Source organism: Bradyrhizobium sp. Kon56 (assembly GCF_055807635.1).
On record NZ_JBVVOU010000008.1, the window covers coordinates 92,282 to 107,486 of the forward strand.

Consider the following 15,205-nt stretch of genomic DNA (forward strand, 5'->3'; position numbering starts at 1 on the left):
GCCTATCTAATCATGGATGGTCCCTGATCGGGTAGCGCGACGTCGATGACGCGGAATTGCACACGCTCGGCGCCCTGATAGCGATCGACCGACAATGATCCCGCGACATGCAATTGCTGGCCGCGATTGGCAACGAGCGCGTTGCCGAGCTTCTGTCCGATCGAACGGAACGCGATGCCGTTGACGATGGCGCCGTCGCCCGACTTGAAGCGTAGCCTCAAATGTGCCTGTCCCACCTCGTCGGCATAGACGAGCTGGTGCGCCGGCAGCGCCAACACGACTTCCGGATTGCCGCTGCCGAAGGGACCCGCGCGGTTGAGCGTCGCTGCAAGCTCGGTCGTCACCGCGCGCGCGGAGACCGCGCCGTCGATGTAGAGCTCGTTGACGTGGCGCGCCTCGGCAACGTCGCGCCCCAACGCATTCTCGAGGTAGGCGCGAAACTCGGCGAGTTTTTCCTTCCGTAGCGTGACCCCCGCAGCCATCGCGTGGCCGCCCCCCTTCAGCAGAATGCCATCGGCGACCGCCTGCCGCACGGCCTTGCCGATATCGACGCCGGCAATCGAACGGCCGGAGCCGGTGCCGATGCCGCCGGGCTCCAGCGCGATCGCAAAGGCGGGCCGCGAGAACTTCTCCTTCAACCGGGACGCAACGAGACCGACCACGCCGGGATGCCAGCCTTCGGAGGCCGTGACGATCACGCCGATCTTGTCCTCGAGCCCGATCGAGGCGAGCGCCTCGGCTTCGGCCTGCGCTTCGGCCGCCTGCTCGATGACCCGGCGCTCGCTGTTGAGGCGGTCGAGTTCGGCGGCGATCCGCGCGGCCTCGACGCTGTCACCCTCCAAAAGCAGGCGCACGCCGAGATCGGCGCGGCCGATGCGACCGCCGGCATTGATGCGCGGCCCCAGCATGAAGCCGAGATGCCAGGCCTCCGGCGGGCCGTTGAGCCGCGCCACGTCCATCAGCGCTGTGTGGCCGACATGGTCGCGCCGCCGCATCGCGATCAGGCCCTTGGCGACGAACGCGCGGTTGAGACCGATCAGCGGCGCGACATCAGCAACCGTGCCGAGCGCGACGTGATGCAGCATGCCGAGCAGATCCGGCTCGGGCATCTCCGCATTCCAGAAGCCGCGCTGGCGTAATTCACGATTGACCGCGACCAGCGTCACCAGCACGAGGCCGACGGCGGCGAGATGGCCGAGGCCGGAGAGATCGTCGAGCCGGTTCGGATTGACCAGCGCGTCGACCTCCGGCAGCTCCGTGCCGGCCTGATGATGGTCGATCACGACGACGGACATGCCGATACGTTTTGCTTCGGCGAGCGGCTCGATGCTGGTGGTGCCGCAATCGACGGTGACGAGCAGCGTGGCGCCCTTTTCGGCCAGCGCGCGCACGGCTTCCGTGTTGGGCCCGTAGCCCTCGAAGATGCGGTCGGGAATGTGGATCAGCGGATCGAGCCCGCAATGCCGCAGATGCCAGGTCAGCAGCGCCGCCGAGGTCGCGCCGTCGACATCGTAGTCTCCGAAGATCGCGACCTTCTCGCCGTTCGCTGCGGCATCCGCGATCCGCTTCGCGGCGGCCTCCATCTCCGTCACCGTGAACGGGTCCGGCAGAAGCTTGCGGATGGTGGGATCGAGGAAATCTGCGACGGCGTCGCTGTCGACGCCGCGGCCTGCCAGCACCCGCGCCAGGAGCTCGGGCAGTTGGTGGCGCTGCACGATGGCAAGCGCTTTCGCCGCCCCGCGGGCATCCAGCCGGTCGCGCCAAAGCTTGTCGGTGAGCGAGCGCGCCACTCCCAGGAACGCCTGGGGCGCTTCGACGGGCAAGGCGGTAGCGGGCGGCGTCATGAACAGCTGTCGGTTTGAGGAACCTGGGAGCCGGAGGGATTGCATCGTCCGGCCGACGGACGATTGGCCCGCAATCCCTCGGGATTTGCAACGTCTGCGCGGCACAAAGCGGTGGATTGCCGCTTTGCTACCCGGACTGACTATCATTTGAGCATTCCGCAAAACAGCAAATTAAGCAGGCGTTAGGCGGAATCTTCGAAAAAGAATCGTATTCGATCTGTCAGTGATTGTTCCGGGTTCGTTGCAGATCAGACCTCATTGCCAAGGGAAGCCCCCGATGTCTGCTGCGCTGGGTCTCAAAGCCAAGCCGATCGCAAATGAACCCGCTAATGATGATTCCGACATCTCCGCGCTGATCAACCGCCTCACGGCGGAGGTCAACCAGATCGCGGTCGACAAGACCAAGGCGATCCAGCAGATCACCAACCAGATGAAGATGCTGGCGCTGAACGCGTTGATCGAAAGCTCGCGCGCCGGCGCGCAGGGCGCGGGCTTCGCGGTGGTGGCGCAGGAGGTCCGCGGCGTCGGCCAGCAGGTCGAGACTATCGCCCGCGAACTCGAAAGCCAGCTGACCAAGCGCACCGGCGACCTCGTCGCCTCGATCGACCGCATGAGCCAGCGCTCGCGCGGCGAGCGCATGGTCGACCTCTCGCTCAACGCCATCGAGCTGATCGACCGCAACCTCTATGAACGGACCTGCGACGTGCGCTGGTGGGCGACCGATTCCGCGCTGGTCGATTGCGCGGCCTCGCCCGACGCCGCGGCCGTGTCCCATGCCTCGCAGCGTCTCGGTGTGATCCTAGGAGCCTACACCGTCTATCTCGACCTCTGGCTCTGCGATCTCGACGGCAACGTCATCGCCAACGGCCGCGCCGACCGCTTTCGCGCTGTCGGCCAGAACGTCGCCCACACCAAATGGTTTCGCGAGGCCAAGACCCTGCGCTCCGGCGACGACTATGTCGCCGGCGACGTCGAGAACCAGCCGCTGCTCGGCAATGCCCAGGTCGCGACCTATTGCGCCAGCGTCCGCGCGGGCGGCCAGGCCAACGGCGCGCCGATCGGGGTGCTCGCCATCCATTTCGACTGGGAGGCGCAGGCCCGCGCCATCGTGCAAGGCGTGCGCGTTGGCGACAGCGACAAGGCGCGCGTGCTGCTGGTCGACTCCAATCTTCGCGTGATCGCCGCTTCCGACGGACAAGGCATTCTCAGCGAACGCATCTCGCTGTCGCTCAACGGCCAGCGTTCCGGCTTCTACCAGGACGGCTCGGGCACGCTGGTCGCGTTCCATGCGACGCCCGGCTACGAGACCTATCGCGGCCTGGGCTGGTACGGCGTGATCGTCTGCGGGGCCTGAAGCTGGAGGCGGCTCGCCTATCCAACTCAAAACCGTGAAAACAACCCCATACACGGTAGCCATCCGGTTGTTTTCATGACAGTTTTTTCGCCGTTTGACGCCTGCAAAACACTGGCATGCATGCCATCATGGCGTCGTTCGCGGTCCAGGCTCAAAGCGCGAGGCTCTGGCGATCTCGTCTTCGGCGGCCTGCACCGCCGCGATTCCGAGCGTTTGCGACGGACGCTCTCCGAACATTGCCAGGTAGTATTGCGAGAACCGGCCGAGTTCGTAAAAGCCCTGCTGCATGGCGACCGCTGTCACGGTGGTCGAGCCGGGTGCGCTCTGGTGCAGGATCGAATGAACAGCGCAAAGACGCTTGTGCCTGAGGAAGCTGACCGGGCCGAGACCGAATACCTCCTGAAACGCGCGGTGTAGGGTGCGCCGCGATACGCCGAGCGCCGCGCAAATTTCCGACACGTGCATCGGACGGGTGCCGGCGTCGTCGAGAAACTCCTCGACCTTGCGGATCAGCCGTCGCGCGGAAGGGAGCCAGCCATTGCCGTCGGGTGGCAGCGACGACGCGACGTTGGCAGCCATGCATTCGGCGATCGATCGTTTCCAGAAATCGGCTGTTGATGGCGTCAGTCCGTATTTGTTGTCGCGCAGGTGCGACATGATCCGGACCAGGCGGCGCGAGGCGATCGCGCCGCTCTCGATGTCCGCGCGGAAATGACCGCGGCTGCGCCAGGTGTCAGGATCACTCAGCCGTGCTTTTCCGGCGAACAGCGTCGCGACCTCGTTGAGGTCGAACCGCATGGCGGCGTAAGCGGAGCCGCCGTGAAAAACACCGTCATGTTCGAGCAGCGGCGGAATGACGAGCACATCGTTGAGCTGCATGTCGAACGACCAGTGGGCGACGCGCTCTTCGGCCGCGAGCAGCATCCCGATGATCAGCTTGTCGTCGCTGGAAACCCGCTGCGTGCGCATGCCGACGTTGAACGCACCAATGCTGAGCGAGAAGTCGCCGATGCCGACATGGGACAACGTTCCGCGCAACCGACCGCGGCCGAGTTGCATCACATCGACATGCGAGCCGTGGACGGCCTGCTGAAGTCCTTCGAAACCGTCCAGCTTGCGCGAATCAACCAGGAGGACTTGCCCCATGGCTGTACCGTGTTACTGAAGCGCGACAATTCTGCGGCACGCGAGGCCTCACCAACTCCCCCGCAGACTGGCACAAACTGCACATCACAGCCGTCCAATCTTCGGGTACCGTTTGCAACCTTAGCGATATTGAGCGGACGCGCTTTGGGGATGGCAGAGCGCACGCGGCATGGATTTGCCGCGTGGTCGAAAACGTGCGTGCAAAAGAAAGAGATGTTGACGCAGCGTCCTTCTCTCCCCGAGTGCCAAAAAAATGGGGCTAGACAATGCGTCTAATGGGCCGGGCAGAGAGCTATCGTCGAAGTCTGCCAGGTTGGCGCAGTAGCATCAGGTGGACTACGAGCATCGGAGCTTCCACCATGTTGCGAGCAGATCTGCGAGATGGTCTTCATTCCCGGCGGAACCTTTCGCATGGGATCCGACCATCATTATCCCGAGGAAGCGCCGAGCCATCGCGTTGCTGTCGACGGCTTCTGGATAGACCGCACGCCCGTGCGCCGGTCTTCAAATCATCCGGCAACCACTCGCAGTGATCCAGACCGGCAGTTCAAGCAGTTCGTCGACGCAACCGGCCATGTCACCGAGGCGCAGATCGTTCCCGATCCGAAGGACTATCCGGGCGCGCTGGCAGAGATGCTCTACGCGGGATCGCGGGTGTTCTCACCGCTGCCGCGCATCACCGATCTCACCGACTGGAGCCAGTGGTGGACATTCCTGCGCGGCGCCAACTGGCGTCATCCCTATGGTCCTGGCAGCAACATCGAGGATCTCGACGATCATCCCGTCGTCCACGTCTCCTTTAGCGATGCGGCAGCCTATGCCCACTGGGCCGGCAAGGGCCTGCCGACGGAGGCGGAATGGGAATTTGCGGCGCGTGGCGGCCTCGAGGCGGAGGAATACGCCTGGGGCGATGCGCTGATGCCGGGCGGCAAACACATGGCCAATATCTGGCAGGGCAACTTCCCCGTCCAGAATCTCGGCGAGGATGGGTACGAGCGTACCTCGCCGGTCATGGCCTTCCCGCCGAACGGCTACGGCCTCTACGACATGATCGGCAATGTCTGGGAGTGGACCTCCGACTGGTGGTCGTCAAAACACGCCGCCGACGCCGCAAAACCCTGCTGCATCCCCAAAAATCCCCGCGGCGGCGGTGAGCACACAAGCTACGACCCTCGCCTCCCCGACATCCAGATTCCGCTCAAGGTCCTCAAGGGCGGCTCGCACCTCTGCGCGCCGAACTATTGCCGCCGATACCGCCCGGCCGCGCGGCACGCCGAGCCGGTCGATACCTCGACCAGCCATGTCGGGTTCCGCTGCGTAGTGCGATTGCCGTCTGTAACCGAACGCCGACACGAAGGACGTGCTGCAATCTAGCGCGCGCCGCTGGTGGTGGCTGGCGCCAGCGGTGCGCTCCGCGCGTCGGGCTATTTCGATATGCAACTTATCTATCGGCGATCGATAAACATCTTCATCATTTTTGGACAAGGCGGGCCGGTTACAGGCAAGAGCCTGCCCCATTTCCCCGGTAAGAGTCGCCTCATCGCATCGCGACGCGCGCGCCGTCGACCCTGAAACGCTCGCGCCCGCAACGTGCCGAGGAGATAGGCCATGAAGATCGTCGTGATCGGCGGGACCGGATTGATCGGATCCAAGCTGGTGGCGAAGCTCAAGCAGCAAGGCCACGACGCGGTCGCGGCTTCGCCGAAGTCGGGCGTGAACGCGGTGACCGGGGAAGGTCTCGCAGCAGTGCTGGCGGGCACCGATGTCGTCGTCGACGTTGCCAACGCGCCGTCCTGGGAGCCCGCGGCCGTGCTGGAATTCTTCGAGCGTTCGAGCAAAAACCTCGCTGCGACTGAGGCCGCAGCGGCCGTGAAGCATCATGTGGCGCTCTCGATCGTCGGAACCGAGCGCTCGCCCGATAACTCCTATTTTCGCGCCAAGCTGGCGCAGGAGACTATCATCAAGTCTTCGCCGGTCCCCTACTCGATCGTCCGCGCCACCCAGTTCTTCGAATTCCTCAGCGCCATTGCCGAGATGGGTGCGGCCGAGGGTGGGATCGTTGTTCCCTCGGCATTGTTTCAGCCCATCGCGGCCGAGGACGTGGCCGATCGCCTCGCAGAAGTCGCGATTAGCCCGCCGCTTAACGGCACGATCGATATCGCAGGACCTGAGAAGGCGCCCTTTAATGAATTCATCGCACGCCGCCTGAAGGCGTCCGGCGACCCCCGACCGGTGGTGGGAGACCCAAAGGCGCCGTACTACGGCGCTCCCATCGACGACACATCGCTGAACCCTCTTGGCGAGGCGCGGCTTGGCACGACGCCGCTCGCAACATGGCTCGCGAGACTTTGAGGAGACCCCCATGCGCAGATTGCTGATCGCAACCGCTGTTTATGCCGCATCATTCCTGACAGCCCATGCCGCCGAGACGGCGACGCCCACGGCCAAGGTGACGGTCGTGTTCGACCAGGCGCTGCCCAATGTCCCGGGCAAGAGCATGAAGGGCGTGCTGGTCGAGTATGGTCCCGGAGGCTCCTCGCCGGCCCACATCCACGCGCCCTCGGCTTTCATCTACGCCACCGTCCTGGAAGGAGCGATCCGCAGTCAGGTCAATGACGGCCCGGTCAAGGTCTTTCACAAGGGCGAGAACTTCTCCGAAAAGCCCGGCGACCGCCATGCCGTCAGCGCCAATGCCAGCGAGACCGAACCCGCAAAATTGCTGGCCGTCTTCGTGGTGGATACGGCCGACAAGGAGCTGACTATGCCGATCCCGAAATAGCGCACAATCGGCGAGCGGCATTGCCACCTCGAGGCGTTGATTTCATCCGGGGCTGCCTACGAATGCCACCGGCGTGCCTTTCGAGACACGCCCGGCGACGCGCTCGGCATCCCAATTGGTCAGACGCACGCAGCCGTGAGATTCCGCCTTGGAAATCTTCTCCGGCGAGGGCGTGCCGTGAATGCCGTAGCCCTCGGCAGACAGGTTGATCCAGACCGTGCCGACCGGATTGTTCGGGCCGGGCTTGATGGTGAAGGGCTTGCGGGAATGGACGCCCTTGAAGCGATAAGCGGGATTGTAGCGATAGTACGGATTTCGGCTGACTTCCGTGACCTTGAGCGTGCCTGAGGGCGACGGCTTCTCCTCGCTGCCGACCGTCGCGGGATAAAATCCGATCAGCGCATTCGTTTTGTCGAACAGTTTTACGGTCTGCCTGACCTTGTCGACCTCGATCCTCTCGGCCTTGGTGGGGATGCCCTCGCCTGCGCCTGATGTGTCCACCACGACGATGGTGTCGCCGGCGCGATCGAAATGGCGCCCGGAGTTGAGCGCGGCCAGGAGCTGCTCGCTCATGTGAAATTTCTCGGCCAGGGCCTCGCGCGCACTGGTGAAGCCGAGCTTTGTAAGCTCCTTCATGTCCTCCATCTTCGACGGCAGCTTTTTCAGGAAAGGACCCGCCACGTCCTGCTCGGTGATGGCATAGGTCATCGTCACCGGCCGGTCGTCCGCCCGTAACGCGGTCCAGACATCGTCCGTCACGGCGTCCGAAACCGGCAGCTGCCGTGCTTCGGCATAGGCCCGCAACGCCTTTTTGGCGTTCTCGCCGAATCTGCCGTCGATCGCGCCGGGCGAGAAGTGCGCGCGGTCCAGCAGGACCTGCAACCGGACCCCGGCCGCGGTCGGCTTATCGTTCGACAGGGTTTTCTTCGACGGCTCGGCGACGTTGATGGCAGCGGCGTTGATCTCCGCGGCGAACGCCGGCGGCGCAGCCAGAGCGAAGACCAGAAAGATGCAAATCTGCCCCGCTTTTCCGAGCGACATCGCCGGGTCCTTTCACGTTTCCGACGGTTCAGTGATCAACTCCCGAGCCGCGGCGCTAGCGAGCTTGCGGTATTGGTGTTCGTACTGCCTCGCCATTCGGCTCGCAGAGAAGCGCTCCTCGAAGCGGGCGCGCACCTTCCTTCGATCCAGTTTTCCCAGTTCGCCGATCGCCTTGACGGCCTGCTCCTCGTTCTCGACGATGAAGCCGGTCAATCCATGCTCGACGACTTCGGGGACGGAGCCGGAGCGATAGGCGATCACGGGCGTTCCGCATGCCATCGCTTCGATCATGACCAGCCCAAACGGCTCCGGCCAATCGATCGGAAACAGCAGAGCAGCGGCTTCGGCAAGGAAGGGCTGTTTCTTTGCGTCATCGACTTCACCAACAAGCCGGATATCCTTGCCGTCGACGTTCGGCTCGATGTGGTTCCTGAAGTAGGCCGTCTCGGCGCGCGGGACCTTCGCGGCGATATGGAGGGGCATCTGGACTGCGCGCGCGATACGGATGGCGTCCTGCGGACCCTTGTCTGCGGTGAGCCGCCCTAGAAACGCCAAATAGGACCCCTGTTCGTAGGACGGCCGAAACAGATCGGGCGGCAGCCCGTGCTGGATGGTTCCGATCCATTTCGCATCCGGAAGCGGCAGCCGCTGATGATCGGAAATCGACACGAAACATGCTTCAGGGAAGTGCCTGACGACGTCGGGTAGTCCGGGCAAGTCGAGGCGACCGTGCATGGTCGTGAGGAACGGCACGCCGAGACGACTGAGCAACGGCAGGGACAGCCAGTCGACATGCGCGTGGATTACGTCGAATTCTTTCGCACGCCTTGCGATTGCCTCCATCAGCATCGCGCTTGCGGCGGTCGGGTCCGCCCCCTTTTGTCCGAGCCGCAGCGCGCGGGGCCAGACCGGATGAAGCGCACCATTCGTCCTGGAATCGCCGCTCGCAAACAGCGTGACTTCGTGGCCGAGCTCCACCAGCCCATCCACCAGCCAGGCCACCACCCGCTCGGTGCCCCCGTAGAGCTTCGGAGGGACGCTTTCGGCCAGGGGAGCAAGCTGAGCGATGCGCATGGCAGGCTACCCGTCAAGCCGCCGCACGCACGATCAGCACGATCGCGGCGGACAGAAGGTTCGAAATCGCGAGCAGCGTCCAATTCGGCCTGGCACTTGCGGCCGCGACCCGGCAGACGAGCCCTTCCACGAGCCTTAACATTCGTCCTCGGGAAGCCGATCGAGGTAGGCAATCCCGAATCCCGTGAGTTCTTCGGCATCGCTCCCGCGCGCTTCCCATCTCCCTTGCAGATGACGCTCGAGCAGGCAGCGACGGCAATCTGCGGCATCGACGTGGCGATGCCGGGCGCGGTAAACGGACCAAGCAATATCCACCGCCGTTCGCAGCGGGTCGTCGTCTACCATGTTCCAACTCCGAGATGGAGACGTTCATGGGACAGCAACTCGTTACGACGGCGGAAGTTTCCACTTTTTCCCGGTGGGGCCCGAAGCTGCGCACGGCCACCGCGGGCACAAGCAGGCGCCCTCGGAGAAATCAGGCGACGCGACGAGCCGCCATCTCTCCGGCTAGCACCAGCGCGGCGCGGCTGGCCCCGATTGATGCAATGCCCTGCCCGGCAATGTCGTACGCGGTGCCGTGCGCGGGCGTGCAGATCGGGAACGGGAAGCCGCCAAGCAAAGTCACGCCACGATCAAAACCCATCAGCTTCATCGCGATCTGGCCCTGGTCGTGATACATCGTCAGCACCGCATCGAAGGCGCCGCCCTTGGCGCGCAGGAATACGGTGTCAGCGGGAAATGGCCCTTCCGCGGCAATACCATCGCGCTGGCCGGCGGCGACCACGGGCGCAATGATGTCGATCTCTTCGCGGCCGAAATTGCCGCCGTCACCGGCATGCGGATTGAGACCGGCGACCGCGATGCGCGGCCGTGCGAAGCCGGCGTTGCGCATGCAGGCATCGGTCAGCTTTAGCGCGCTATGGATGCGTTCGCCGGACAGTCGCGCGGCGACGTCCTTGAGCGGGATGTGGGACGTCACGCGGGCGTTCCACAGCCGGTCCAGCACATTGAACTCGCTTGCGGGGGTTTTGAGTCCGACCACTTCGGCGGAGAATGCGATCTCGTCGTCATACTCGGCGCGGGCCAGCCGCATCGCCTGCTTGTTGAACGGCGTGAAGCAGACGGCATCGACCCGGCCGTCGCGGCCGAGCTCGAGCGCGTGCTTGTAGTTGGCAAGCGCGAACCTGCCGCCGGCAAGGCTCGCGATCCCCTGCTGGATGTCGCCGGGATCGAGATGGCCGAGGTCGACGAACAGAGTCTCGCCCTCCGCCGCGCGCAGATCGGCCCCCTGCTCCACTGTTGTCAGCTCCGGCTCGACGCCGGCAACGCGCGCGCCCGCGTCGAAGATGCGGCGGTCGCCGATCACGACAATCTGGCTGCGGGCGCGGATATCGTCCTGCACCACGAGCTTTGCGGTCAATTCCGGGCTGATGCCGGCGGGATCTCCCATTGCCAATGCAATGAGCGGCTTTGCGGTCATATGATCACTTTCTCCCGAGCGGTCTCTTGAGCGGTCTCTTGAGCTCTCTCTTGCGTTCTCTCTTGGGCTGTCGTCTCGTCGGTGGACGGCGCAGGCTTGCGCAGCAGGCGCGCAAGCTGCAGCACGAGCGGAAGCAGCAAAAGTGCGATGCCGGCCACGATCAGGCATGTCACCAGCTTGTTGGCGAAGAAGATCCCGAGCGATCCCTTGGACATCAGCATCGACTGCCGGAACGCGTCCTCGGCCTTGTCCCCGATGACGATCGCGAGCACGAGCGGCGCCAGCGGATAGAACAGCTTCTTGAAGAGATAGCCGACGATGCCGAAGCCGAGCATCATGACGACATCGAGATAGGAGTTCGATACCGAATAGGCGCCGACGACGCAGATGATCACGATCAGCGGCGCGATGATCACGAAGGGAATCCGCATCAGGGCCGCGAAGACCGGAACGGTCAGCAGCACGAGTGCGACGGCGACGATGTTGCCGACATACATCGAGGCAATCAGGCCCCAGACAAAGTCCTTCTGGTCGACGAACAGCATCGGCCCGGGATTGAGGCCCCAGATCATCAGCCCGCCCATCATGACGGCCGCAGTGGCCGAGCCGGGAATGCCGAGCGAGAGCATGGGCAGAAGCGCGCTGGTGCCAGCCGCATGATCGGCCGTCTCCGGCGAGATGATGCCTTCAAGCTCCCCGGTGCCGAAATATCTGCCACGGCGCGAGAAGCGCCGGGCGATGCCGTAGCTCATGAACGATGCCGCAGTCGGGCCACCGGGCGTGATCCCCATCCAGCATCCGATCGCCGCGCTGCGCAACAGCGCAACGCTATGCCGCGGCAGGCGACCGATCGCGCGAAACACCTCGCGCCACTCTATCTTCGACGAGACCGCGCGGGCATGAAACTCCTCTTCGACGGCCACGAGCAGCTCGCCGATGCCGAACAGGCCCATCACCGCGACGACGAAGTTGACGCCCTTGACCAGCTCGTCGACGCCCATGGTGAGGCGCACGCTGCCGGAGACGGTGTCGATGCCGATGGCGGCGATGGCAAAGCCGATCGCCAGCGCGACGACAGTCTTGATCGGAGCAGCCCCGCCCATGCCGACGAAGCTGGCGAAGGCAAGAAAATAGACCGCAAAATATTCCGCCGGCCCGAAGGCGAGTGCGACTTGCGCCACCCATGATGCGAGGAAGGTGATCAGGATGACGCCGATCAGCGCGCCGAATGCCGCCGAGCCGAAGGCGGTGGCGAGCGCCGTCGTCGGCCGTCCATCGCGCGCCATCGGGTAGCCGTCGAAGGTGGTGGCGACAGACGACGGCTCGCCCGGGATGTTGAACAGGATCGAGGTCACGGATCCCCCGAACAACGCGCCCCAATACATGCTGGAGAGCAGGATGATGGCAGAGACCGGCTGCATGCCGAAGGTCAGCGGCAGCAGCAGCGACACCCCGTTCGGAGCACCCAGCCCAGGCAGCACGCCGACGAAAATGCCGAGCAGCACGCCGATCACCATCAGCGCCAGATGCGGCAGCGTGATCGCGATGCTGAAGCCGTGAAGGAGTTCTCCGAGATTGTCCATCGGCCTCTCCGTCAGAAGCCGAACGCCGCGGCGAGCGCGCCGTGCGGCAAGCTCACCTGGAACAGGCGCTCGAACACGACGTAGAGCGCAAGCGCTGTCGCCGCCGCCATGCCAAGCGCGCGCGGCACGGATTGTTGTCGGGGGATCGCCAGCACCGCGAAGATGTACAGGGCCGAGGCGACGTACATCCCGGCCAACGGGATCGCAGCCACGAAAATCGCGGCCGGCACGAACAGGCCGGCAAGCCGGCGCAGCTCGATCGATGTGATGGCAATTGGGACGCTGGCGAGCGTCGCGGCCGGCATGACACCTCGAAACAGGTTGTAGAGGCTCCCGAGCACGATGATGATCCCGGTCAGGAACGGAAACGTCCCGGCGTCCACGCCCGCGCTCGACCAGCCGATGCCGTTATCGAGGCTGGAAATGACGACCGCCACACCGAAGCTGCCGGTGAGAACGGCTGTCGCAAGTTCGAGAGCGCGGCGCGATATCATCGAGGGCTCCGGTCAGGCCACGTACAGTGTCCGATTATGGCGCACGTGTTTTCCCAGCGTTCGCTGTCGTTCCGGCGGAGGGGTTTGAGGCGTGCGCCGCCTCACTTGACCAACCAACCCTGCTCGCTCGCAACCAGCCTGACGCGCTCGAGATCCTCCTTGATGAACTTGTCGAACTCGGCACCGGTCAGGAACGTGTCGACCTGGGAGGTTTTCTCGATGTAGTCCTTCCAGTCCGGCGTCGCCTGCACCTTCTTCATCAGGTCAACATAGAACGCGGCCTGGTCCGGCGTGACCTTGCCGGGGAGCCACACTGTGCGCGGCTGCTCATACTGCTTGATGTCGAGGCCCTGCTCGACGCAGGTCGGAACATCGCCCCAGCCTTCGGTCGCGGTGACCTTGGCGCCCTGCGGCAGCCGCTTCGGGCTGAAGACGCAAAGCGGGCGCTGGGTGGCGCCACGCCATTGCCCGAGACTCTCGCTGGGATTGTTGACGTGAGAGTCGAGGTGTCCGCCGGCGAGCTGCACGGCGGTCTCGGCGCCGCTCTTGAAGGGAATATAGGTCAGCTTGATGTGGCCGGCCTTCTCGATCATGCGGGTCAGCACCTCGTCGGTATCCTTTGACTGCGCGCCGCCCATCTTGAAATCGCCTGATGCGGCCGCCTTCAGATAATCGCCCGCCGTCTTGTAGGGCGCGTCCTGCTTGACCCAGAGCAGGAACTCGTCCTGCGCCATCGCCGCGATCGGGGTGAGATCGGTGTAGTTGAAAGCGACCTTGGAGACGAGCGGCTGCTGCCAGGCATTCGACGTGCCGAAGATCACCTTGTAGGGATCGCCGGCGGACGCCTTGCCGTAGACATAGCCTTCCGCGCCGCTGCCGCCGCCCTTGTTGACGACGACGATCGGCTGCTCCACCAGCTTGTGCTTGGTGATGATGTTCTGCACGGCGCGCGCGAGATTGTCCGTGCCGCCGCCGGGCCCGGCGGTCGCCACGAACTCGATCGGCTTTTGCGGCTGCCAGGCCGAGAGCGCCGGCGTCGTGCCGGCGAGCACAATTACGGCTGCGGAGAGCAGAAGTTTTGATGTCTGACCCATGATGTCCTCCAGCTTATTTTTGTCTCTTGTTCTTGTTGTTTTCGACGTCCGGTCAGGCGACCCGTTCCTCGCCTCTTCCCGATGCCAACACGATTGCGCCTTCTTGTTCGAGCGCGTCGATCTGCTTCCGGTCGAACCCATGCTCGGCCAGCACCTCGCTTGTATGCTCACCGTAGACCGGCGCGCCCGTGCGCACTTTGCCTGGGGTCTCCGAAAACTTGACCGGCAAGCCGATCGTCTTCACGGGCCCGAGCGTGGAATGCTCGACCTCGACAACCATCTCGCGCGCCAGCGTCTGCGGATCGCTGAGCGCCTCCAGCATGTCGTGCACGGGGCCGCACGGCACGCCCTTCTCGTCCAGTGCCGCCAGCCAGTGCGCGCGCGTGCGGGTGCGGAAGCGCTCGCTCAGAACAGCTTCGAGTTCCTTCAAATTGGCCATGCGGTCGGCGCCGGTGACGAAGCGTGGATCGGCTGCGAGCTCGCTTGCGCCGAGCGCCTCCAGCATCAACAGCCAATGCTTCTTGTTGGCGCCGCCGACCACCAACCAGCCGTCCGAGGCCTCGAACGCCTGATATGGCGCGTTGAGCGGATGCGCCGAACCCATGGCCCGCGGCGCGGTGCCCGCGGCCAGCGCGATGGTCGACTGCCAGTAGGTCTGCACCAGCGCGGCCTCATAGAGCGAGGTCTCGACCCACTGCCCTTCGCCGGTCTTGAGACGGTGCGTGTAGGCCGCGAGGATGCCCATGCTCGCCAGCAGGCCGGCGGTGATGTCGGACAGCGGCGGGCCGCATTTCACGGGCGGACCATCGGGACGTTCGCCGGTAAAGCTCATGATTCCGCTCATGGCCTGGGCGACCAGATCGAAGCCGCGGCGATGCTTGTAGGGTCCGGTGCGGCCGAAGCCAGACAGCGAGCAATAGATCAGCGTTGGATGCTGCTTGTGCAGGTCGTCATAGCCGAAGCCGAGGCGCTCCATGGCGCCCGGCGCAAAATTCTCGACCAGCACGTCGGCGCCCGCGATCAGCCGCCGCAACACCTGCTTGCCGCCATCGGTCTTCAGATCCAGCACGATGCCGCGCTTGTTGCGGTTCATCATCAGGAAGGAGGCCGCCTCGTCGCCGATCTTCGGCGGCACCGAATGGCGGGTGTCGTCACCGTTCGGCGATTTCTCGATCTTGATGACGTCGGCGCCCATATCGGCCAGCATCAAGGTGCAGGTCGGCCCTGCCATGACATGGGTGAGATCGATGACCTTGAGGCCGGCAAGCGGCCCCGAACGGCCGGAGGTTGATTGCGAGCGATCGCTTTGCATCGGG

At 64.4% G+C, this 15,205-nt stretch carries 15 protein-coding genes; 4 read left to right on the plus strand and 11 right to left on the minus strand.

Going from position 1 to position 15,205, the window contains the following annotated elements:
* Window positions 1–2: 2 nt before the first annotated feature.
* Window positions 3–1,844 carry a single-stranded-DNA-specific exonuclease RecJ gene (gene recJ / locus AC0L3B_RS15345; protein WP_247297386.1) on the minus strand — a complete coding sequence of 614 codons (1,842 nt, stop codon included), beginning with the start codon at window positions 1,842–1,844 and terminating at the stop codon, window positions 3–5.
* Between the two features lie 277 nt (window positions 1,845–2,121).
* Here recJ and AC0L3B_RS15350 point away from each other — a divergent pair, with 277 nt between their 5' ends.
* Window positions 2,122–3,198 (plus strand): methyl-accepting chemotaxis protein, encoded by a 1,077-nt coding sequence (locus AC0L3B_RS15350; protein ID WP_085385271.1) that lies wholly within the window; start codon window positions 2,122–2,124, stop codon window positions 3,196–3,198.
* A gap of 126 nt (window positions 3,199–3,324) precedes the next feature.
* On the opposite strand, the gene AC0L3B_RS15355 is transcribed toward AC0L3B_RS15350, so the two are convergent.
* Window positions 3,325–4,344 (minus strand): helix-turn-helix domain-containing protein, encoded by a 1,020-nt coding sequence (locus AC0L3B_RS15355; protein ID WP_247371072.1) that lies wholly within the window; start codon window positions 4,342–4,344, stop codon window positions 3,325–3,327.
* A 381-nt stretch (window positions 4,345–4,725) separates the two neighbouring features.
* Between AC0L3B_RS15355 and AC0L3B_RS15360 the strand changes: the two genes are divergently transcribed.
* The 3 genes from AC0L3B_RS15360 (at window position 4,726) to AC0L3B_RS15370 (ending at window position 7,123) form a co-directional block, all read left to right on the plus strand.
* A complete protein-coding gene (locus tag AC0L3B_RS15360) occupies window positions 4,726–5,718 on the plus strand; it encodes a formylglycine-generating enzyme family protein (protein WP_256465054.1) in 993 nt (330 codons plus the stop codon).
* A 234-nt stretch (window positions 5,719–5,952) separates the two neighbouring features.
* Window positions 5,953–6,696 carry an SDR family oxidoreductase gene (locus tag AC0L3B_RS15365; RefSeq protein ID WP_085353473.1) on the plus strand — a complete coding sequence of 248 codons (744 nt, stop codon included), beginning with the start codon at window positions 5,953–5,955 and terminating at the stop codon, window positions 6,694–6,696.
* 10 nt (window positions 6,697–6,706) lie between these two features.
* Window positions 6,707–7,123 carry a cupin domain-containing protein gene (locus AC0L3B_RS15370; RefSeq protein ID WP_085353474.1) on the plus strand — a complete coding sequence of 139 codons (417 nt, stop codon included), beginning with the start codon at window positions 6,707–6,709 and terminating at the stop codon, window positions 7,121–7,123.
* A 42-nt stretch (window positions 7,124–7,165) separates the two neighbouring features.
* On the opposite strand, the gene AC0L3B_RS15375 is transcribed toward AC0L3B_RS15370, so the two are convergent.
* The 9 genes from AC0L3B_RS15375 to AC0L3B_RS15415 all read right to left on the minus strand — a co-directional run bounded on the left by AC0L3B_RS15375 (window position 7,166) and on the right by AC0L3B_RS15415 (window position 15,201).
* On the minus strand, window positions 7,166–8,164 hold the full coding sequence (locus AC0L3B_RS15375) for a L,D-transpeptidase family protein (protein ID WP_085353475.1): 999 nt from the start codon (window positions 8,162–8,164) through the stop codon (window positions 7,166–7,168).
* A gap of 12 nt (window positions 8,165–8,176) precedes the next feature.
* Window positions 8,177–9,238 (minus strand): glycosyltransferase family 4 protein, encoded by a 1,062-nt coding sequence (locus tag AC0L3B_RS15380; RefSeq protein WP_085353476.1) that lies wholly within the window; start codon window positions 9,236–9,238, stop codon window positions 8,177–8,179.
* A gap of 13 nt (window positions 9,239–9,251) precedes the next feature.
* Complete coding sequence (locus AC0L3B_RS15385; RefSeq protein ID WP_018454416.1) at window positions 9,252–9,380, minus strand: hypothetical protein; 129 nt, start codon at window positions 9,378–9,380, stop codon at window positions 9,252–9,254.
* Window positions 9,374–9,583, minus strand: a complete 210-nt coding sequence (locus AC0L3B_RS15390; RefSeq protein WP_083926364.1) for a hypothetical protein — start codon at window positions 9,581–9,583, stop codon at window positions 9,374–9,376. The genes AC0L3B_RS15385 and AC0L3B_RS15390 overlap by 7 nt, the downstream gene beginning before the upstream one ends.
* A 130-nt stretch (window positions 9,584–9,713) precedes the next feature.
* Entirely contained in the window at window positions 9,714–10,718 is a 1,005-nt protein-coding gene (locus AC0L3B_RS15395; protein ID WP_018454417.1) for a 4-hydroxythreonine-4-phosphate dehydrogenase PdxA, read from the minus strand.
* Window positions 10,715–12,301: a tripartite tricarboxylate transporter permease gene (locus AC0L3B_RS15400; RefSeq protein WP_473380667.1), complete on the minus strand. Its 1,587-nt coding sequence runs from the start codon at window positions 12,299–12,301 to the stop codon at window positions 10,715–10,717. Before AC0L3B_RS15400 ends, AC0L3B_RS15395 begins: the two co-directional genes overlap by 4 nt.
* An 11-nt stretch (window positions 12,302–12,312) precedes the next feature.
* Entirely contained in the window at window positions 12,313–12,795 is a 483-nt protein-coding gene (locus tag AC0L3B_RS15405; RefSeq protein ID WP_085353478.1) for a tripartite tricarboxylate transporter TctB family protein, read from the minus strand.
* Between the two features lie 101 nt (window positions 12,796–12,896).
* Window positions 12,897–13,889 (minus strand): Bug family tripartite tricarboxylate transporter substrate binding protein, encoded by a 993-nt coding sequence (locus AC0L3B_RS15410; protein ID WP_085353479.1) that lies wholly within the window; start codon window positions 13,887–13,889, stop codon window positions 12,897–12,899.
* A 52-nt stretch (window positions 13,890–13,941) separates the two neighbouring features.
* Complete coding sequence (locus tag AC0L3B_RS15415) at window positions 13,942–15,201, minus strand: CaiB/BaiF CoA transferase family protein (RefSeq protein WP_204511108.1); 1,260 nt, start codon at window positions 15,199–15,201, stop codon at window positions 13,942–13,944.
* Window positions 15,202–15,205 lie beyond the last annotated feature (4 nt).